20 protein-coding genes and 1 pseudogene are annotated in these 19,589 nt (G+C 64.5%); 7 read left to right on the forward strand and 14 right to left on the reverse strand.

The annotated features are described in order from the left end of the window. Window positions 1-25: 25 nt before the first annotated feature. From CXY81_RS13330 to CXY81_RS13360, 7 genes are all read right to left on the reverse strand, one after another. The gene (locus tag CXY81_RS13330; protein WP_158252069.1) at window positions 26-1,243 is read right to left on the reverse strand and encodes a M23 family metallopeptidase; all 1,218 of its coding nucleotides are present in this window, start codon (window positions 1,241-1,243) and stop codon (window positions 26-28) included. 43 nt (window positions 1,244-1,286) lie between these two features. Further along, window positions 1,287-1,727 carry a M23 family metallopeptidase gene (locus CXY81_RS13335; RefSeq protein WP_104195131.1) on the reverse strand — a complete coding sequence of 147 codons (441 nt, stop codon included), beginning with the start codon at window positions 1,725-1,727 and terminating at the stop codon, window positions 1,287-1,289. Window positions 1,728-1,775: 48 nt separating this feature from the next. Then, window positions 1,776-1,982, reverse strand: a complete 207-nt coding sequence (locus CXY81_RS13340; protein WP_104195132.1) for a hypothetical protein — start codon at window positions 1,980-1,982, stop codon at window positions 1,776-1,778. A gap of 156 nt (window positions 1,983-2,138) precedes the next feature. Next, a complete protein-coding gene (locus CXY81_RS13345; RefSeq protein ID WP_199183064.1) occupies window positions 2,139-2,744 on the reverse strand; it encodes a DUF305 domain-containing protein in 606 nt (201 codons plus the stop codon). 95 nt (window positions 2,745-2,839) lie between these two features. Beyond that, entirely contained in the window at window positions 2,840-3,301 is a 462-nt protein-coding gene (locus tag CXY81_RS13350) for a hypothetical protein (protein ID WP_104195134.1), read from the reverse strand. A gap of 102 nt (window positions 3,302-3,403) precedes the next feature. Continuing rightward, complete coding sequence (locus tag CXY81_RS13355) at window positions 3,404-5,695, reverse strand: cation-translocating P-type ATPase (RefSeq protein ID WP_104171647.1); 2,292 nt, start codon at window positions 5,693-5,695, stop codon at window positions 3,404-3,406. After that, entirely contained in the window at window positions 5,692-5,913 is a 222-nt protein-coding gene (locus tag CXY81_RS13360; RefSeq protein WP_104171648.1) for a heavy-metal-associated domain-containing protein, read from the reverse strand. Before CXY81_RS13360 ends, CXY81_RS13355 begins: the two co-directional genes overlap by 4 nt. Window positions 5,914-6,256: 343 nt before the next feature. Between CXY81_RS13360 and CXY81_RS13365 the strand changes: the two genes are divergently transcribed. After that, complete coding sequence (locus CXY81_RS13365) at window positions 6,257-6,583, forward strand: metal-sensitive transcriptional regulator (protein ID WP_304481853.1); 327 nt, start codon at window positions 6,257-6,259, stop codon at window positions 6,581-6,583. Between the two features lie 40 nt (window positions 6,584-6,623). Here the strand turns inward: CXY81_RS13365 and CXY81_RS13370 are convergent, their stop codons facing one another. Beyond that, entirely contained in the window at window positions 6,624-7,739 is a 1,116-nt protein-coding gene (locus CXY81_RS13370; protein WP_233194168.1) for a beta-propeller fold lactonase family protein, read from the reverse strand. 233 nt (window positions 7,740-7,972) lie between these two features. Next, a complete protein-coding gene (locus CXY81_RS13375; protein ID WP_233194188.1) occupies window positions 7,973-8,158 on the reverse strand; it encodes a MerR family DNA-binding transcriptional regulator in 186 nt (61 codons plus the stop codon). A gap of 125 nt (window positions 8,159-8,283) precedes the next feature. Between CXY81_RS13375 and CXY81_RS13380 the strand changes: the two are divergent. Further along, a pseudogene (locus CXY81_RS13380) lies at window positions 8,284-9,151 on the forward strand (FAD-dependent oxidoreductase); the annotation flags it as partial. 7 nt (window positions 9,152-9,158) lie between these two features. Here the strand turns inward: CXY81_RS13380 and CXY81_RS13385 are convergent. The 5 genes from CXY81_RS13385 to CXY81_RS13405 form a co-directional block, all read right to left on the reverse strand. After that, complete coding sequence (locus CXY81_RS13385) at window positions 9,159-10,385, reverse strand: MFS transporter (RefSeq protein WP_104195136.1); 1,227 nt, start codon at window positions 10,383-10,385, stop codon at window positions 9,159-9,161. After that, complete coding sequence (locus CXY81_RS13390; protein ID WP_104195137.1) at window positions 10,378-10,770, reverse strand: metalloregulator ArsR/SmtB family transcription factor; 393 nt, start codon at window positions 10,768-10,770, stop codon at window positions 10,378-10,380. Before CXY81_RS13390 ends, CXY81_RS13385 begins: the two co-directional genes overlap by 8 nt. Window positions 10,771-10,981: 211 nt before the next feature. Continuing rightward, window positions 10,982-11,164 (reverse strand): hypothetical protein, encoded by a 183-nt coding sequence (locus tag CXY81_RS13395; RefSeq protein ID WP_104195138.1) that lies wholly within the window; start codon window positions 11,162-11,164, stop codon window positions 10,982-10,984. Then, a complete protein-coding gene (locus tag CXY81_RS13400) occupies window positions 11,161-13,113 on the reverse strand; it encodes a cation-translocating P-type ATPase (RefSeq protein WP_104195139.1) in 1,953 nt (650 codons plus the stop codon). The genes CXY81_RS13395 and CXY81_RS13400 overlap by 4 nt, the downstream gene beginning before the upstream one ends. Continuing rightward, entirely contained in the window at window positions 13,110-13,496 is a 387-nt protein-coding gene (locus CXY81_RS13405; protein ID WP_104171653.1) for a helix-turn-helix transcriptional regulator, read from the reverse strand. Before CXY81_RS13405 ends, CXY81_RS13400 begins: the two co-directional genes overlap by 4 nt. A gap of 101 nt (window positions 13,497-13,597) precedes the next feature. Here CXY81_RS13405 and CXY81_RS13410 point away from each other — a divergent pair, with 101 nt between their 5' ends. From CXY81_RS13410 to CXY81_RS13435, 5 genes are all read left to right on the forward strand, one after another. Next, the gene (locus tag CXY81_RS13410; RefSeq protein ID WP_233194169.1) at window positions 13,598-14,431 is read left to right on the forward strand and encodes an arsenic resistance protein; all 834 of its coding nucleotides are present in this window, start codon (window positions 13,598-13,600) and stop codon (window positions 14,429-14,431) included. Between the two features lie 409 nt (window positions 14,432-14,840). Then, window positions 14,841-16,322 carry an NAD(P)/FAD-dependent oxidoreductase gene (locus tag CXY81_RS13415; protein WP_104171655.1) on the forward strand — a complete coding sequence of 494 codons (1,482 nt, stop codon included), beginning with the start codon at window positions 14,841-14,843 and terminating at the stop codon, window positions 16,320-16,322. 110 nt (window positions 16,323-16,432) lie between these two features. Next, window positions 16,433-16,795, forward strand: a complete 363-nt coding sequence (locus CXY81_RS13420; RefSeq protein WP_233194170.1) for an SRPBCC family protein — start codon at window positions 16,433-16,435, stop codon at window positions 16,793-16,795. Between the two features lie 1,152 nt (window positions 16,796-17,947). Further along, entirely contained in the window at window positions 17,948-18,271 is a 324-nt protein-coding gene (locus CXY81_RS13430; protein ID WP_104195142.1) for a zf-TFIIB domain-containing protein, read from the forward strand. A gap of 132 nt (window positions 18,272-18,403) precedes the next feature. Continuing rightward, a complete protein-coding gene (locus CXY81_RS13435; RefSeq protein ID WP_104195143.1) occupies window positions 18,404-19,582 on the forward strand; it encodes a DUF2092 domain-containing protein in 1,179 nt (392 codons plus the stop codon). The last annotated feature ends 7 nt before the right edge of the window (window positions 19,583-19,589 follow it).

The following is a 19,589-nucleotide window of genomic DNA, read 5'->3' on the forward strand; positions in this document are numbered from 1 at the left end:
GCGTTTTCGGGACGCCCGCCTGGGGCTAGCCAAGGGTGATTCCTCGCGCGCTCATGAAGGGTGCCGGGTCAATGCGCGCTCCATCAACCCGAGCCTCGAAGTGCGAATGGCAACCGCTGGACGCCCCGGTCGTGCCGACGAGGGCGGTCGTCTCGCCGGCGGCCACGCTCTGGCCATTGCCGACAAGGATCTGGCTGTTGTGGGCATAGCCGGTCTGCACACCGTTGCCGTGATCGAGGAGAACCCAGTTGCCGTAACTGCCGAGATAACCGGAGTAGATGACGGTGCCGCCGGTGGCCGCCGAGACCGCCTGCCCGCACCCGGCAGCGATGTCGGTGCCGTAGTGAAAGGCTCCGACACCGTCAACGGGTTTGGAGGCTCGTGGGCCGAAGGAGTCGCCGATCCATCCAGACACAGGAAGCGCCCATCCCTGGCCGCTGAGTTGACCGAGATCGCGGTCCGCGCTCCCAGCGTCACCGCCGGTGCTGGGGGCAGCGGTTGCAGCGGCGGCCGCCGCAGCCGCCGCCGCCGATCGTCGTGCTTCCTCGTCCGTGGCAAAGTCAGCTTCTGTTGCCGCACGATTTTCGGTCAGGACCGCCAGTTGAGCCTGGAGGGTGCCCGAGTTCTGTTCTTGTTCGGTGAGCTTGGTCTCCAAGGCGGTGCTGGCGGTGGTGGCATCGGTCAGAGCCGTCTCCGCTTTCTTGGCCAACGCGCCAAGCTCCTTCTGTGCAACATTCGCCTGGTCGGTCAGGGAGGTCGCGGAGTTACGGTCTGCTGCTGCCTGGTCATAGATCTTGCTTGAACGCTCGGTGAGATTGCTCATGGCGCCGAGCTGGTAGAGCAGCGCGTCGGAGTTTTCTCCTTCAAGGAAGATGTTCATCGAGAGGTCGAAGGCACTCGCACGCGCCAGCAAAGCCGCCAATCGGCCGGCTTGTTGCTGCGAAATGTTGGCGAGCTGGGTCGCTTTATCGGCCTGGCCCTGGAGCGTCGTGGCACGGTAGGTGGCCTCGTCGAATGCGCCTTGAGCGTGCTCGTATTCAGCGCCACGGCGCGTGGCCAGGTCACGGGCCGCAGCCACCTCGGTCGTCAGCCCGGCGATGAGGTTTTTGAGCACTGTGATTTGAGTTTGCTTCGCCGTCTCGTTTGTACGGGAGGTCTCAACGTCTGACCATGACGGGTATTCGGCTGCCGCCGCACGCGGCGCGACCCCGATGATGGCGAGGAGGGAAAGAGTGGCCACCATCCCTCCAGCCCACTTCGGGAGAAGCGGGTGTCGAGGTCGTGATTCAGTTTGCGTCATTGGGGCGAACTCTCTCTGTGAGCCAGGCGAATGGGTCCGTCGGCTTTGAACCGCCGAGGAGGATCTCGAAATGAAGGTGTGGACTGGTGCTCTGCCCGGTGCTGCCGACGTTGCCGACGAGCTGGCCGACGAGTACGGGTTGCCCGATTTCGAGAGCTAGGGTGCCTTCCGACATATGGGCGTAGAGGCTTCTGACCAGGCGGCCGTCGATCATGTGCTCGATGATGGCGTACACGCCGAGTCCGCTGTCGTCGGTTGCCGAGACGTCCTTCACGATGCCGTCCGCGACTGCCTGGCTGGGAGTGTTCACGCCGGGATTCATGTCCAGGCCCTTGTTGAAGCTCGAGCAGCCGTCGCAGGGCGGCACGCGCGGACCGCGGTCCGTCGTGATGAAGACCCCGACTGTGAACGGCCACCGAACTGGCAAAGTCACGTCCTTGACATAGCTGCTCGACCTTTGGTTATAGGCGCCTGGCTACGGCTTCTGCACTCGTCCCACGGTGAAACCGTCGCGCAGGACGCTGACGGTGTCTGCTTCGTTGATGGGCACGACCTGGGGTGAGTCAGCGGCCAGTTGGCTCTGTGGATTCGCCGCGGCCGGGCCGGGTTTCACAGCGAGAGCGGGGAGCGAGACACTGACGGCGAAAAGCGCGACGAAGGCCATCGCCACGACGCCGAACAATCGCCGCCGCACTGGTGGCGGAGCCGGTCGGTCGGACTGTTGTCGGAGCGATTTGTGTGCCAGCCTGCGGGGCTGCCGATGACGCTGGTGTTTTTCTGCCGCCCGCAGAAGGCGACGGGTCTCGATAGGCTTTACCGCCGGGAAAGGTGAGGGGTCCTACGGGGTGGAGAGGATGTCCTTCATGACATCGATCTCATCGGTCTGGCTCGTGACGATGTTCGACGCCATGGCCTTGGCGTCCTCGTTTCGACCTTCATCCAGTTCCAGCTCCGCCATCATGATCGCGCCCTGATGGTGGACGATCATCTGTTCCAGGTATAGCTCGCCGGCCTGCGGGCCCGACGCATTTTCGAGGGCCATCATGTCGTCGTCGGACATCATTCCATCCGAACCGTCACCCATCCCCGACATCCCATCCATGCCGCCGGTGCTGGTCTCATCGGTGCCCCACTCGGCGAGCCAGTCTCTGAGTTGCTCTATTTCCGGTTCTTGGGCGGCTTTGATCTGCGTGGCGAGGTCGGTGATGCGTACGTCGATCTCGTCCTTGGCGAGGATGTCCTCGCTCATCTCGACGGCTTGCTCGTGGTGGGGGATCATCATCTGTGCGAAAGTCACATCAGCCGACCCGAAAAAAGCGGACGCAGTGGGGGTGCTGGATGACCCGGACGAACTGTCGGGGGCTGTCCCGTTGGTGCAGGCGCTGAGCGTGAGCACGGCGGCGAGGGCCGCCCCCGTCAGAAGGTACTTACGTGATTCGAGCATTGTTTTTCCATTCATTAGTCAGACTTGAGAAACCGAGGCGCCGGCGGGCGCGAGGATGCCACGCGTCCATGGGGGCGCGTCGGCGGCGGTTCGGTCTAAATGCGACTGATGGAAAGAATGGTCAGATTCGGCCTGTGAATATCCAGGACGAGGCGGTGAGAGAGCCGAGCGATGTGTCCGCCCGCGTCGAGCAGTCGGCGGTACGTTGACGGCAACCGAGCCAACAAGATCAATGATGCAATCACCAGCAGAATGGTGCAGGTCATCGCGACGATCGCACAGTCCAACAAGCAGTCGGAACAATCGACGGCTCCGAGACCGGTGTGGGCGATGACGGACATCGCCGGGACTGCGACTGCCGCGACGTTCGGGACGACACCGGCCTGTGTGGTGTGGTCGGACGCAACTTGGGTCCAACCTGTCTCGTGCCCGGCATGCGTTGAGTTCATGGCCAGCACACCGAACAGAAGTGCGGCCATGGCGACCAGCGCCACCAACCCGGACGTGAGGACGGGGCGGTTGCGCGAAGCAATGTGTGCCGTGCTATCCAGCTTCATGTCACCTCCGGTACCGTGCCTGGCGGAGTCGATTCCCGCACATGCCTTCACCAAGAGTATCGACTTTCACATGGTGTGACCTGTGAGATGCGATTCCACAGGTCACCCGATGGTGGCAGGATGTTCGGTGAGCGTTCCGGTAGGTATCGGGGCACTCGCCACGTTGAGTCCGCGAAAGCCGCGCAGCCGGAGGCTGTTGCTCACCACGAAAACAGATGACAGCGCCATGGCCGCGCCGGCGATCAACGGGTTGAGCAAGCCCAGCATGGCCAGCGGGATCGCCGCCACGTTGTAGGCGAAGGCCCAGAACAAGTTGGCCTTGATGGTCGACAGGGTGCGCCGGGAGAGTCGGATCGCATCAGCTGCCGCGATGAGGTCGCTTCTGACCAGGGTCAGATCGCTGGCCTCGATGGCGACATCCGTTCCCGTTCCCATCGCAATGCCCAGGTCCGCGGTGGCCAGTGCCACAGCGTCGTTCACGCCGTCGCCGACCATGGCAACCACGCGACCCTCGCTCTGCAGCTCCCGGATGATCTGAGCTTTCTCGGCCGGCAGCACACCGGCACGAACGTCGCTGATACCGACCTCAGCCGCAACGAAGGCCGCGACGGCCTCGTTGTCGCCGGTGAGGAGCACCGGCTGCAGACCCAGGCGACGGAACTCCGCGATCGCGGCAGCGCTGGTGTCTTTGACGACGTCAGAGACGGCGAGGATACCCCTGGCCTGGCCGTCCCAGGCGACGGCGACCGCGGTTCGACCCTGTGCCTCGAAGGCGGCCAGCACCGTCTCGAGCTCTGACGGAAGCGGGATAGTCCACTGTTCCGTCAGCCAGCGCGGACGTCCCACGAGAACGACCCGACCGCCGACCAGGGCTTGAACGCCGAGACCGTCCGTCGACGCGAAGGACTCGGGTGACGGTAGTTCGCCGGCGCGTTCCCGGGCACCAGACACAATCGCCTGGGCGATGGGATGTTCGGAACCCGTTTCCGCGGCTCCGGCGAGGTGAAGCAAGAGCTGCTCGTCTCCACCAGCGACGGGAACGGCGGCCACGAGCGTCATCCGGCCGGTCGTGACCGTGCCGGTCTTGTCGAGCACGATGGTGTCTACCCGGCGGGTTGATTCGAGAATCTGGGGTCCCTTGATCAGGATGCCCAACTGCGCACCACGCCCGGTGCCCACGAGCAGAGCGGTCGGGGTCGCCAAGCCGAGCGCGCACGGGCACGCGATGATGAGCGTCGCCACGGCCGCGGTGAATGCGACGACGGTCCCTGCTCCGAGCAGCAGCCAGACCACAAGGGTGGCCAGCGACAACCCGATCACGATCGGGACGAAGATCGCTGAGACCCGGTCGGCGAGGCGCTGTACTTCGGCCTTACCGGTCTGCGCCTGTTCGACCAAGCGGCCTAGCTGGGCGAGCTGCGTGTCCGCGCCAACGCGGGTGGCCCGCACGACCAGGCGACCACCCGAGTTCAAGGTGGCGCCGACCACGGCTGCGCCGGGCCCGACCTCGACCGGAACGGACTCGCCGGTGAGCATGCTGACGTCGATCGCCGAGTTACCTTCTACAACGGTTCCATCCGTGGCGATCTTCTCGCCGGGACGGACGACGAACTGGTCGCCGACGACCAGCGACGCGGTGGGGACGGTGGTCTCGACACCATCCCGCAGAAGGGTCGTCTCTTTCGCCCCGAGTTCGAGCAGCGCCTTCAGCGCGGCACCAGACTGTTTCTTCGCACGGGCCTCGAAGTAACGGCCGGCCAGGATGAACACCGTGACGGCGGATGCGACCTCCAGGTAGATTTCATCGGCACCGCTTCCCGGGGTGGTGGTGAAGCTGAAGGCCATGGTCATGCCCGGGACTCCAGCCATTCCCAGGAAGAGGGCGTAGAGCGACCAGCCGAGTGCGGCGAGCACTCCGATACTGATCAGGGTGTCCATAGTCGCAGCACCGTGGCGCAAATTCACCCAGGCAGCGCGATGGAACGGCCATGCTCCCCAGACGGCGACCGGGGCGGCAAGGGTGAGAGCCAGCCATTGCCAATTGGTGAATTGCAGCGGGGGGATCATCGAGAGCAGGAGCACGGGGGTGGCGAGCAGGGCGGACAGGATCAGCCGCTGGCGCAGGCTGGCCACTTCGCGGTCTTGGTCCGTGGGCATATCGAGTGTCGGCGCCTCAGGCGGTTTCGGACGTGCGGCCGTGTATCCGGTCTCCTCAATCACCGCGATGGCATCCTCAACCGTCGTGCCGTCAGGGATGAGGACACTGGCCTTCTCGGTGGCGTAGTTCACCGATGCCTCGACCCCGGGCATCCGGTTGAGTTTTTTTTCAATTCGCGCCGCGCAGGAGGCGCAGGTCATGCCGCCGACGAGAAGGTCGACCTGCTCTCCACTCATCGGGTCGCCGTGACCAGTTCGTAGCCTGCCTCATCGATGGCGGCGGCCACAGCGGCGGGATCGAGGGGTCCGGAGCTGGAGACGGTGACCACGGAGACGCCGCCCGGGACAAGGTCAACGTCCACGGCTTCGGCTCCGGCGACCTGGCCCACTTCGGCCGTCACGCTCTTCACACAGTGAGAGCAGGTCATTCCCGATACCTGGAAAGTGGTGGTCATGCCGGTAGGTTCTGCGGTGCGCTCGGATTTGTGATCGTGCGACCCGCACGTGCACGAAGAGTCAGAAAGGCCAGGGTCGTTCATATTCAACGTCGACATAGTATTCGCGATTCCTTTCGTTCCTCGGCGATCGAAGCAACCGTCGGGACGTACTCCCAGGGGATACACCCACGGTATACCCCAGGGGGGTACCCGGTCAACATGAGACCGGTGCGCACAGTTGGTCACCCCGCCGCGTGTGAGGTATACCACCCGGGGGTATACTCGGAAAATTCAAAGTGCCACCACTCGCCGGCAGGCCACCGGGATCGCGCGGGGCAGACCAGATCGGATACACACATCAATGAGTGATTTCAACGACGAGAGCGCGATGACAACCCACGCTGGCCCGCACGGCTATATATCGAGCAAAGACGCGTATGTGAAGCGCCTCCGACGAATCGAAGGACAGGCCAGGGGATTGCAGGGAATGGTCGCAGATGAGCTGTACTGCGTCGACATTCTGACGCAGATATCAGCTATGACCAGCGCTCTGCAGTCCGTGGCCTTGGGCTTACTCGAGGACCACATGAGCCACTGTGTTGTTGCCGCTGTCGCTGCTGGCGGTGAAGAAGGCGACGCCAAGATCAAGGAAGCTTCAATCGCAATCGCACGATTGGTCCGCTCCTAACCTCCCCCATGCGCACTGCGCCGCCAGCGCCTGACAGTGCCTAGTGCTTCATCGTCGACGAGTCGCCAGAAACCACCGGAAGCTCCAGCTTTGTTTCCGGGGACGGTTCGACGGTTTGCGTTGAGAAGCTAATTCCATTTGGTGTGGATCCGACCGGGATACGTGCCACGACGGTGAGCGACTTCAGATCGAGGACGGCGACCGTGTCTGCGGCCATGTTGGTGACGTACGCGTGTCGGCTGGAGGGGTCAATGACGACGCCGTGGGCGCCGTCGCCCGTCTTCACGCTCTTCACAACCTTGAATGTATCGACACTCAGGATCGAGACTGTTGTGCCTGGTTCGTCGTCGGTGCCCTGGTTGGCTACCAGTAGGTACTTGTTGTCCGGGCTCACGAACGTCTGGATCGGTCCGGAGCCGACCGCGGTCTTTCCGACCAGCTTGCGGGTGGCCACGTCTACCTTGGCAACGGCATTTTCCCCACTGAGCGAGGCGTACACGAAGCGTCCGTCCGGCGAGAATGCCACTTGGGCGGGCGCCGCGCCGACCTCAATCTCTGCGACCTGTGAGTTAGTTGCGGTATCGACGACGCTCAGAGTCGTTCCGCCGATGTTGGCGACGTAAATCCATTTTCCATCGGGGCTTGGCCGGAGCCCGTGTGGGCCTGTCCCGACGGGGATGGTGGCCACCGACTGCATCGTCGAGGCATTGACTGCCGTCACGGTGTCGTCAGCGTTATTGGTTGTGTAACTCGTCGTGAGATCCGGAGTGACGACAACGTGAGCAGGCATGGCGCCGGTGGCGACCATTCCCGTCACAGCCAACGTTGATGCGTCGAGCTTGATCGCCATAGACGTGGATCCACTGACGGCCCACACGGACTCCCCATCGGCTGTCGCCTGCACATTGTGTGGGCTCTTAAGACCGGTCAGGGTGGTTGCGACCTTGTTCGAGGCCGCGTCGATCGCGCTCAGGCTGGCGCCATCTTCGTTGGCGACCCAGACCGTTCCGGTCACGAGACCCTCATGCATGGCTACCCGGGCCTCCGGGTCATCGGTTGTGGTCATCAGAATTGCCGTCGCGGCCGCCACGATGACAAGGGGGATCGAGCCCATGGCCACTGCACGTCTTCTGTTCATTGCATTCCCGTCACTCATGCCGTTGTCTCTTCGGACGGACCCTCAGCGAGACCATGATTCGTCGAATTGTATTATTTACGATAATACTGCTTTCTATACAGGCCTGAGCAAAAACTCGCCTGCGCATCGGCTGCTGATGTGGTCGCGGCGACCGGCGGTCGGAGCACGTGCTCTCCGATGCCGCTGTTCCCGCAGCCCATGGCACGGTTCAATGTGTTCGACGCGAGGTCTTCAGGTAGTTGCAGATCTCGTCAGGATCGCATCCTGTGGGGTCTGCCGCAGCGACGTCTTGATGGAAGCCGGCAACTGTCGCGCGCCCGCCGAAAGCTCAGCCGACTGAGGGTGTCGTGCCCATATTCCCGATACCCCTTCGAGGCTCGCTCCGGCGGAGGAAGCAAGCCTCGATCCTCGACATAGCGCAGCGTTTTCGCCGTCATCCCGGCCACATCAGCCGTTCCTCCTATGCGCACCCTGTGCTCCTGCCATGACCGGACTTGAGGTCCGCGCACACCGCACTGCGCGGCGGCAGCGCGATTGCCGATTGGAAGCACTTGGAGGATTCATGTGTAAAACAACGCCGACCGACTTTGACTTGGCGATCATCGGTTCCGGTGGTGCAGCATTCGCGGCCGCGATCCTGGCGACCAGGCTTGACAAGCAAGTGGTAATAGTCGAGCGTGCAACTATCGGAGGCACCTGCGTCAATACGGGATGTATGCCGTCTAAGGCCCTGTTGGCGGCCGCCGAAGCTCGCCATGTTGCCTTCGATACGAGGCGATTCCCCGGCATCGCAGCCTCTGCGGAGCCGGTGGATATGAAGGAGCTAATCGAGGGCAAGCGCGCTCTGGTCACCACGATGCGGGCCAGCAATTAGGGGGACTTGATCGCCGAATACGATTGGGCCTTCCGTCACGGCGACGCAACGTTTACGGGAACTACGGAGGAGCCGCTACTAAAGATCACCTCGGACGACGGCAGCGTGGAAACCATGCGTTCAAACCAGTACCTCGTGGCCACCGGCTCCGCCCCGTGGGCACCACCCATTGAGGGGTTGTCCGAGGTGGGCTGCCTGACCTCGGCGAACGCCATGGAGCTAGACGAAGTGCCCGAGTCATTGCTGGTCCGGGGGGNGGGGGGGGGGGGGGGGCTACGTGGCCCTCGAACAAGCACAACTGTTCTCCCGGCTCGGCTGCGAGGTGACCGTCCTGGTGCGCTCCCGGCTGGCGTCGCAGGAAGAATCCGAGGGCACCCGCGACGTGATCGCCGAGGTGACAAGCGCCACCGGCAAGGAGACAATCCGGACCAGCAAGCTCTTCGTGGCCACCGTACGTAGACCCGCCACCGCGGACCTGCACTTCGACAAGGTCGGCGTCACAGTCGGGACACGAGGGCAGATCGAAGTCTCAGGCATGTTGACTCACACGAAGCCGTAGTCCTTCACCTATTGGCCTCCTGAAGCTGTGTTGACGCCGATGTCCACGACCGGACCGCCGCGAGTCCGGCGAGTACGGCGATGGCGGCCAGGACGAGGGCAGTCGGGGCAAGTCCGAGCGTTGCCCCGAGGATCCCGGCCAGCGGGTAGGTGATGATGAAGCAGGCGCGGGAGAGCGAAAAATGGGCGGCGAAGACCGCTGGCCGGTTGGTGTCGTCGGAGTAGCGTCGGAGGAGCCGGGCCGACGGCGTGAGGATCAGTGCGGTCGCGGCGCCGAGAACGAACCAGACCGTGAGCACGCCTGGCCAGGCCGGCGCGGAGTCCTGAGCCAGGACCAGCAGCGCGACGGCGACGAGCCCGCTCGGGAGGATGGCGCATCCGGTCAGCATCACGCGTCGATCCGGATAGCGATCCAGCACCCGCGGCAGGTTGAGGGCGACGAGCATGGAGCCTAGTCCGTAGCAGGCGAGGGTGATCGCGAAATCGACCTGGGTTCGTTCAAGGCTGTTCCGCACGAGGATGACGGTGTTGACGATCACCATCGCGGTAGACGCGGCGACGACGAGGTTCATCGCGAGCAGTGCACGGAGCGGCGGGGTGCGCCAGAACACGCGCACGCCTCGAGTGAGCCGGTCGACGAACGGTGCGGCTGCGGTGGATCTCATCGCCGGGAGGGTGGTGGAGAGCACGAGTGTGGCCGAGCCGACGAAGCCGAGCGCTGTTCCCACGAACAGGGAGTGGTAGCTGATCACGGTCAGGAGCGCGGCCGCCAGGATGGGACTGAGCAGGGATTCCAGGTCGTAGGCCAGACGGGACAGCGACAACGCCCGCGTGTATTCGCTTTCCTTAGGAAGAACATCCGGGATCAGCGCCTGGAACGCGGGCGTGAAGGTCGCGGAAGCGGCCTGCAGCACGAAAATGAGAATGTAGATCTGCCAGGCCTCGGTGACGAACGGGAGCGAGATCGCAACCCCGACCCGGAGAACATCTGAGGACACCAGCAGCACCTTGCGGGGGACGTGGCTGGTGAGCGCGGACACGACCGGGGCGACGCCCACGTAGGCGAGCATCTTGATCGTCAAGGCGATGCCCAGGACGATGCCGGCGTCCCCGCCGGCCAGATCGAAGGCGAGCAGCCCCAGTGCGACGGTGAGCAGGCCGGTGCCAATCAGCGCCACAACCTGGGCGCTGAACAGTTTTCGGTAGGCGGTGTTCCGCAACACGTCACGCATGCGCGTCCACCTCAAGTTCTGTGCTGGCGGTGTCGTGCGGGTGCCGGTGGTGGGCCGGAACGCCATCGAGGGCGTGCTCGGCCTGGAAGATGGCGTCGGCGACAAGCTGGCGGGCGTGCTCGTTCGCGAGGCGATAGAACACCCGGGTTCCTTCGCGCCTGGTAGTCACGATGCGGGCGAGGCGCAGCTTCGCCAAATGCTGCGATACGGCGGCCTGGGACTTGTTGACGATTTTCGCCAGTTGGTTCACCGACAGTTCCGAGTCGCGCAACGCGAGTATGACCCGGATGCGCGTGGCGTCGGCGAGCATCGCGAAGACCTCCACGGCCAACTCCACATACTCACTTTCTGGGCCGAGCGTGCAACCATCCTCATATGCATTCATGCGCAGATTATTGCACACGGGCGAGCACGTTGCGGTGGCTGATACGGCCAAGCTACGAGTGTCCGCCTGTCGAGCCGGTCGATGAAGTTTCTGGCGTCTCCGCTGAATCGTTGGGCCGTGCCTGCGTGGAGGGTCCTGACATGCCCGGCGCCGAAGGGATGGTGTACACGGTCAGCGCTGCATTGATCAGACCGGTAATCGCGGTAATGGTCTACGGGTCCAGATGCGCGTCGATCGCCGCGTCGGTCGCGGCCCGCACGGCCACCCAGCCGATATGCGCGGACCTGAATCCTCGTGCCGTCCCGGCGGACGCGCGGGGGTTGTAGAGGAGCCGGATGCTGATCAACCCCAGGTCGGGGGCCACCCCGCGCGAGAGCGTGGCTTCGGCGTTCACGCTGCCGCTTCCAGTGCTGGGGCGGACTGCGCGGCTCCCAGCGCGGTTGTGCGGCTCAGCCGGCCCGCCCGGACGCCGTTGGCGATCACGACGATTTCGGCCAGTTCGTGGATCAGGACCACGGCGGCCAGGCCGAGCGTGCCGAATAGTGCCAGGGGAATGAGCACGGCGATCAGCAGCAGGGACAGGCCCACGTTCTGGAGCATGATGCTCCGGGTTCTCCGCGCGTGGTCGAGCACCTGGGGTAGGTGGTTCAGGTCCTCGCCCATCAGGGCGATGTCGGCTGTTTCGATGGCGACGTCGGAGCCCATGGCGCCCATGGCGATGCCGGTGTCGGCGGTTGCGAGGGCCGGCGCGTCGTTGACGCCGTCGCCGACCATGGCTGTGGGCTGGCGGGCTTTGAGGGTGCGGATGATTTCCGCTTTGTCCTCGGGGCGGAGGTCGGCGTGGACTTTGGTGATGCCCGCAGCCTTCCCCAAGGCGGTGGCGGTGATCAGGTTGTCGCCGGTGAGCATGACCGTGGTGTATCCGGATGCGCTCAGCCGGTCTATGACCTGCCGGGTTTCGGGACGCAGCTCGTCACGGACTGCGATGGCGCCGATGACCTGCCCATTGTCCTCGATGAGGACAGCGGTGGCGCCGGCCTGTTGCATCCGCTGGACGTCGGCGGCCAGGGGGCCGGCATCGATCCACCCCGGCCGGCCGAGACGTACACGTCGCCCGTCCACCCGGCCCTCCAGGCCGGCGCCGGGGACGGTATCCACGTCGGTGACAAACGCCCGGTCCGGAGCCGCGGCGAGAATGGCGTGGGCGAGGGGGTGTTCGCTGCGGGATTCCAGACCGGCCGCGAGGAAGAGGACATCGTCTTTGGAAGCGGATCCGGTGGTGGCGACATCGATCACGGCGGGTTTGTTGCGGGTGAGGGTTCCGGTCTTGTCCAGTGCGATGGTGCGGATCCGGCCGAGGGTTTCCAGGGCACCCCCGCCCTTGATGAGAACGCCCATGCGGCTGGCGGCGCCGACGGAGGCGACCACGGTGACCGGGACAGAGATGGCCAAGGCGCAGGGCGAGGCGGCGACCAGGACGACGAGCGCACGTTCGAACCACAGCAGTGGTTCGCCGACGATGAAGCCGAAGATGATGATCAGGACTGCAACGATCAGGATGCCCGGAACCAGCTTGCTGGCGATCGAGTCGGCCAACCGCTGACCGGGCCCCTTGCGGGACTGCTCAGCCTCCACGATCTGAACGACCCTGGCCACCGAGTTGTTCTCAGCGGTGCTGGTGACCTCAACTTCGAGCGGGCCTGTGCCGTTGATGGACCCGGCATAGACCTCGGTTCCCGGTCCCGCCTCGACGGGGACGGACTCTCCGGTGAGCGCAGAGGTGTCCAAAGACGTGCGGCCGATGATGATCCTCCCGTCGGTGGCTAGACGTTCCCCGGGCCGGACGACCATACGGTCGCCGGGGGCGAGTGCTGACAGGGCGACGGTGACCTCGGCGCCGTCGCGCAGGACGATCGCCTCAACCGGGACCAGGTCCAGCAGGGCGCGCAGACCTCGGCGGGTTTTCGCCAGGGAGTATTCCTCAAGCCCTTCCGAGATCGCGTAGAGGAATGCCAGCACGGCTGCTTCCTCGAACTGCCCGAGCGCGACCGCGCCGGCGGCGGCGATCGTCATCAGTGTACCGACCCCGATTTTGCCTTTGAGCAGTCGTCGGAGGGTGGACGGAACGAATGTCCAGGCGGCAATCAGAAGCGCCATGATTTCCAGTGGTAGCAGCAGCCCCTGGGGACCGCCGGTCAGCGAGACGATCCACGCGGCAAGGAGAAGTGCACCGGAGGCTGCCGCCGCCCGGATCTCGCTCACCTGCCAGAAACTGGCGGCCTCCTCCTCTTCGGATTCCTCGGTCCCGTTTTTCTCGTCGCTGCAACCGCAGGCAGCACTCATGGTGTGCGCTTCTTTGTCAGGGGGACGCCGGTACTGCCGGTGCCGTAGATCGGGCACAGGCTGACCGCGTTGCCGGTTGCGGCGAGTAGAACCTCGGCCTGGGCGAGCATGTCAATCAGCTCCGGACGGGACAGCGAGTAGTACACGCTGCGGCCCTGCATACGGCCTTCCACCAGGCCGCACTCACGCAGGCACGCAACGTGCGCCGAAACCGTGGATTGGGCGAGGCCCAGCTCGCCGGTAAGGTCACTGACCCGTACCTCGCCGCCGGCCATTCGCTTCACAATGCTCAACCGGGTTGGGTCACTGAGGGAGTGGAACAGCGCCGCCGCAGGATCGCGTTGCCCGCACCCATCGGACAGAACCGAAGATTTGATCGTCATTAAACGATGATAGCGCTCAAGGTGGATCCTTCTTCGCTCACCGCCGGGAGTCGGACATCGGCCCATCCGACGCGATGGTAAGGGCGTTGTACGTTTGCACGATGGCGGGACCCGTGCGTTGGATGGAGCGCCGGCAGATTGTGGACATCCGTTTTCTGGGCACCGTGATTGCCGTCAACTTCATCGTCGTTCCGGTGGTCGCGTTCGGCCTGTCACGATTCGTTGCCGGCGACCGGGCACTGCTCCTCGGTGCCCCGCTCGTGCTGCTGACTCCGTGTGTCGACTATGTGATCGTGTTCACCGGTCTGGCCGGCGGGGCACGTGAACGACTCCTGGCGGCCACACCTCTGCTGATGCTTCTGCAGATTGTTCTACTTCCCATTTACCTGCTGCTGTTCGCCGGCCCGGACACCGTCTCGATGATCGAGATTGAGCCGTTCCTCGAGGCGTTCCTCGTCTTGATCGTGATTCCCCTGCTGGCTGCGGTCACGGTTCAATGGGTTGGCCGTCGGCACCGGTTCGGCCGGGCAATCGAAGCCGTCATGCAGGTCCTTATGGTGCCGCTGATGATGGCCACCCTGGCGGTGGTGAGCGGATCCCAGATCGCGGCGGTGGGCACGCGGATCGCCTCGCTTCTGCTGGTGGTGCCGCTGTACATCGCGTTCCCGGTCATCATGGTCGTCGTCGGGTTGTCAGCGAGTCGACTCGCACGCCTGGAAGTGCCGGCGACCCGTGCGCTCGTCTTCAGCGGGTCCACCCGCAATTCCCGGGTGGTGCTCCCTCTGGCGCTTGCGCTACCGGAGTCCCTGTCCGTGGCCGCACTGGCCGTGGTTCCCCAGACGCTCGTGGAGCTGGTCGGCATGGTGATCCTCGTGCGTCTCGTACCTCGGCTCACCGGCCAGCGTCGAGCCGCCGACAAAATCGCACATCGATGACGGATGTGGCGGCGCATCCAGTGCCGCCTTCGGTCTATGAGAGGCCTTTCACTCTGTGTACGGCACGCGCGAGGATGTGACCGGAAACGCACCGAAAACCCCTTGGCGTGACCAGAGTAGGCCCGTATTCGTCCGTGCCAGCGCGTGCACTAGCCATATCAAAACCGCGGAAATCCGCGGCATTTTGCCCCTATTGCGGGTGGGCCGCACGGCCGAGATTACTATCAGTTGTTTGGGTTCGAGTCCAGGCACCTCAGCACTACCGTGAGTTTTCATGAAAACCTGAGATTTGCGTATTTCCAGTCACACTGTTCGCACCGGGGACACTCAATCGCTGTCGTCGGCATGGTGTCTGTGAACGACGTCAGGGCACTAGGGAAGACTCTTCCCATGACGAGTGGAGAGTGACATGGTGACTGCGCGCCGAGGAGTGCCGGAAGTTGATGCGATCGTGGTCGGCTCCGGGCCCAACGGCCTCGCCGCCGCGGTCACCCTCGCCCGGGCCGGACTCTCTGTGCGCGTCTACGAGAAGTCCGCCGGCGTCGGTGGCGGCGCCGCGACCGCGGAACTGACCTTGCCGGGCTTCCACCACGATGTCTGCTCCGCCGTGCACCCACTCGCGCTGGCTTCGGAGTTCTTTCAACGATTCGGGCTCGCGGATCGGATCGAACTGGCAGTTCCCGAGGTTTCTTACGGCCACCCGCTGCCGGGCGGCACCGCCGGCCTCGCCTACCGCAGCTTGACGCGCACCGTCGCCGAACTGGGCAGGGACGGCGCGGCCTGGAATCGGTTGTTTGCGCCCCTCGTGGCGCATGCCGAGCAGGTCGCTCAGTTCACCGGTGCGCAGCTCCTGCGACTGCCGAAGCATCCGGTCACCGCACTGCGCTTCGGCTTACGCTCCCTCGAACAGGGCAGCCCGCTCTGGGGCCTGCGCTTCTCGGGCGAAGCCGCGCCTGCCCTGTTCTCCGGCGTCAGCGCCCATACGATCAGGTCGATGCCGAGCATCGTCACAGCCGGTGCGGGCCTCACCCTCGCCACGTATGCGCACGCGGGCGGCTGGCCGATACCGGTCGGCGGCAGCGGCGCGATCGTGACCGCGCTGGTCGACGATCTGCTCGCTCACGGCGGTGAGATCGTCACGTCGACCGAGGTGCGGCGGCTGAGCGAACTGCCGCCGGCCCGCGTGGTAATGCTTGACCTGACGCCGCGTGCGCTCCTGCGACTCGCCGAGGGCGAGCTTCCCGGCGCCTACGCGCGACGGTTGCGCGCCTTCCGGTACGGAAACGGCGTCGCCAAGGTCGACTTCGCGCTTTCGGGTCCGGTGCCCTGGCAGGCTGCCGGGGTGCGGGCGGCTGGCACCGTGCACGTGGGCGGCACTCGGGCTCAGATCCGGCGAGCCGAGAACACCGTTGCGCGCGGCGGACACGCCGAGGAGCCGTATGTTCTCGTGTCCCAGCCCAGCGGCACCGACCCCAGTCGCGCACCGGCCGGTCAGCACACTCTTTGGGCGTACACCCATGTTCCGCGCGGCTCAACCATCGACCAGACCGAAGCGATCGTGCGCCAGATCGAGCGCTATGCCCCGGGTTTCCGTGACACGATCCTGGCCAGCGCCGGTCGCACCGCGACGGAGATGGAACAGCTCAATCCCAACTACGTCGGCGGTGACATCTCGGCCGGCGAGGTGAGTCTGACCCAACTCGTGCGCCGCCCGGTACTGTCCACTGACCCTTGGCGCACCCCCCTGAGCGGCGTGTACCTGTGCTCGTCGTCCACACCGCCGGGCCCCGGCGTGCACGGCCTGGCCGGCTGGTACGCGGCCCTGAGCGCTCTTCGACACGACCTCGGGGTGCGCACAGCCCCCGATCTTTCCCCGACTAACCAGAAATAGGTGACACAGTGGCCGTGAACTACCGCACCATGAGCTGTCCGCCCGAGAACGTCTTCGCCGTCCTCGCTGACGTCTGGCTGTACCCGAGCTGAGTCGTCGGAGCCTCCCGCATGCGGGCTGTCGACGCGGCCTGGCCGACAGCCGGAAGCTCCATCCATCACTCGGTGGGCGTCTGGCCGGCTCTGATCGACGACTCCACCTCTGCTTTGGAGTGGGAATCACCTAGGCACGCGCTGTTCACGGCCAGTGGCTGGCCGATCGGGGAGTCCCACGTGGCCCTCGATGTGAAGGCACGAGGTGGCGGATGCGTCGTGCGCATCACCGAGGACGCCACCGCCGGCCCCGGCCGGTTCGTGCCCTCCTTCCTTAGCGACCCGGCCATCAGTATGCGAAACGTGGAGACTTTGCGCCGACTCGCTTTCCTGGCCGAGGGCGGTGCCGGGAGGGGCCCGAGAGCGCTCACCGACGCGTGACCACCCCCGGGACCGCGGCCATGATTGAGATGACCTAGTCCCAGTCCCAGCACGCTGGAGCGCACAGGAACAGCCGGGTCACGGGTGACCTCGGCCAGCAGATCACCCAATGAGGTGTCTGCGGCATGTCGCTCGGATGGGACGGGCCAACATATTATTGACGGCACTGCCGCGGCCGCGGTGAAGAGAGTCGTGCCGTTCCATATGCACCTGGAAGGACCACAATGTCAAACGTCATCAATCATCTGCCGGCGTAGTCCCGTATGAGCGCAGGGAACCCGAAAAAGTGACCATCCCGAATCGTTTAGACGCCGATGAGTACGACCGGCCTCGACACAAGAAGTCCGACTCCGGGCCCGATCCCGCCGCGCAATCGGGGAAGTAGATCGTGTTCCTTCTCTTCGGCACGCGTGCGCATCGTGCCGTGATAAACGTTGTCTCGTTTGTGTGCGGATATTGTGGGATTCTGGCCCAGCAGCGGGTGGTGAAAAAGTCGACGAAGCTTACGCTGTTCTTAGTGCCATTGTTTCCCCTTGCCAAGTCGTACGCCAACGAGTGCACCAACTGCGGTGGCACCACACGACTCACCGCCACCCAGGTTCGGCACTCATTGGATTGGGCGACATCACGGGCCGCAGAAGACTAGGAAAGTTCAAAACAGCAAAGAGTTGTCTGCCCTGAGCCCGTGCCGCTGCGCACTGGCGTCGACGGACAGGCCTGGTTCGGAGAGCAACGCCCGAAGTCCTCCGGGAAATGGTTCGATTGAGTCGACCGCGTTGTCCTCAACGACCGTCTCATCGACACCCAGCAAAGTCCGCCATAAAGTTAGAGACCGCACGCCGTTTTCCTGCCCCTTGAGTTTCTGTTCCTAGACAGTCAGAAACCTAGACAGGAAGCGGCGTGCGGCCGTTAAGGCGCTCCGCAACACCCACGGATGAAGCAGGAGAGCCAAAATCTCCGTCGAATTCGTTCAGGACGGAGTCGTCCATCCGTGAAACCGTCACCGCCGAAAGCAATTGGTGCGCACTCCTCTCACACCACCGCAAGCGCGCGTGAACATCCATAGGGACGATTTCTGTCATCCGACGACTCTCAGGATCAGTCCGGTCGGGCGTCTAGGATCGAAAGTCCACGACGTCCTGGAGGAATCTTATGAAGTGCCCTAATGACTCAACCACCCTCGTGATGAGCGAACGCAGTGGCGTGGAAATCGACTACTGCCCCGAATGCCGCGGCGTGTGGCTGGACCGCGGCGAACTCGACAAGATCCTCGACCGCGTGGAAAAGGAAGCCGCCCAGGCGGCGCCGGTCCCGCCGGTCGCCGGGACACCGGTTCAGCCGTATCCGGACACCCGCAACCGCGCGCAGTACGGCGAGCGCGACCGGAGTTATGACGACCGAGACCGTGGCTACGACAACCGTGACGGGTACCGTCCCAAGAAAAAGGAGAACTGGCTCGGCGAACTCTTCGGTTAGACGTGCGCGGGCTCACCCGCTCACGGCTCGGCGTCTCTATTTGTGAGCAACCTCCCAGCGGGATTCCGAGCCGACTGTCAGAGCCCCGGCGTAGCATCAGGGTATGAACCGCTTCGGAACAGGTCGTTGATCATGTCACGCAATTCAGCCAAGTGGCTTCCCGCCATCGTCGTTCCGGTTGTCATCGTCGCCGGTGTGATTGCTGTACCTCTGCAGGCCGGTGCAACCGTCGATTTGCCCGACAAAACGCCCGAGCAAGTGCTACTCATGGTCAGTGACAGCACGATCAGCGCCTTCTCCGGCACCGTCGAGAAAACAGCCGAGCTGGGACTACCCGACATCGACCTGAGCGCTGGCATGTCCGAGTCCATGAGCGACTCGATGGCCGAGTCCGCACCGGAAGGTACGACCGAACCGGGGGCGGCGGCCACCGGAGCGCTCGCCTCCGTGATGGAACTTTTCAGCGGCTCGCACACGGCCCGCATTTACGTGGACGGCAGCGACTCCGACGGCCCCGCGAAAGCCCGCGTGCAGATCCAGGACCGCATGGCCGAACGCAACGTGGTGAGCAACGGCACGGATGTCTGGACCTACGACTCCGAGACCAACACCGCCAGCCACCTGAATATCCCCGCCGACGCCCGGGCCATCGCGGGGGCGAAGTTCGCCGAAATAGTTGACTCTGCCCCGGCCGGCCTGTCGACGCCCTCGCAGGTTGCCGAGCGCTTTCTGAGCGAGATCGACCCGAGCACCACCGTCTCGGTCGGCACCGACGGCACCGTGGCCGGTCGCACAGCCTACGAGCTGGTGCTCACCCCCAAGACCACACGGACCCTGGTCGAATCGGTGTCGATCTCGGTCGACTCTGAGACGGGGGTGCCGCTGCAAGTCACCGTGCGCGCCGACAGCCAGGAAGACCCGGCTTTTCAGGTCGGCTTCACCGCCGTCGACTTCAGCACCCCGTCCGCCGATTTGTTCGACTTCAGCCCGCCAGCCGGCACCACCGTCGAAGAGGTCGCCCTTCCGGTCATGCCCGAGATGACCGAGATGCCCGCCGACCAGGCCAAGCCTGAGATTCCGGCTGAGAAGCTTCCCCTCGTGACGGGAAGCGGCTGGGACGCCATCGTCGAGGTGCCCGCGGCATCCGTTCCGTCCGAACTCAACGCCAACCCGCTCATGTCGGAACTGGCGACCGCGGTCGACGGAGGGCGACTATTCTCGACAGCCCTGGTCAACGTGTTCCTGGCCGATGACGGCCGTGTCTTCGCCGGATCCGTTCCGGTGGAGATGCTCCAGGCCGCCGCCCAGTGATCACGAC

Source organism: Cryobacterium sp. M25 (genome assembly GCF_002929635.1).
GTDB lineage: Bacteria > Actinomycetota > Actinomycetes > Actinomycetales > Microbacteriaceae > Cryobacterium > Cryobacterium sandaracinum.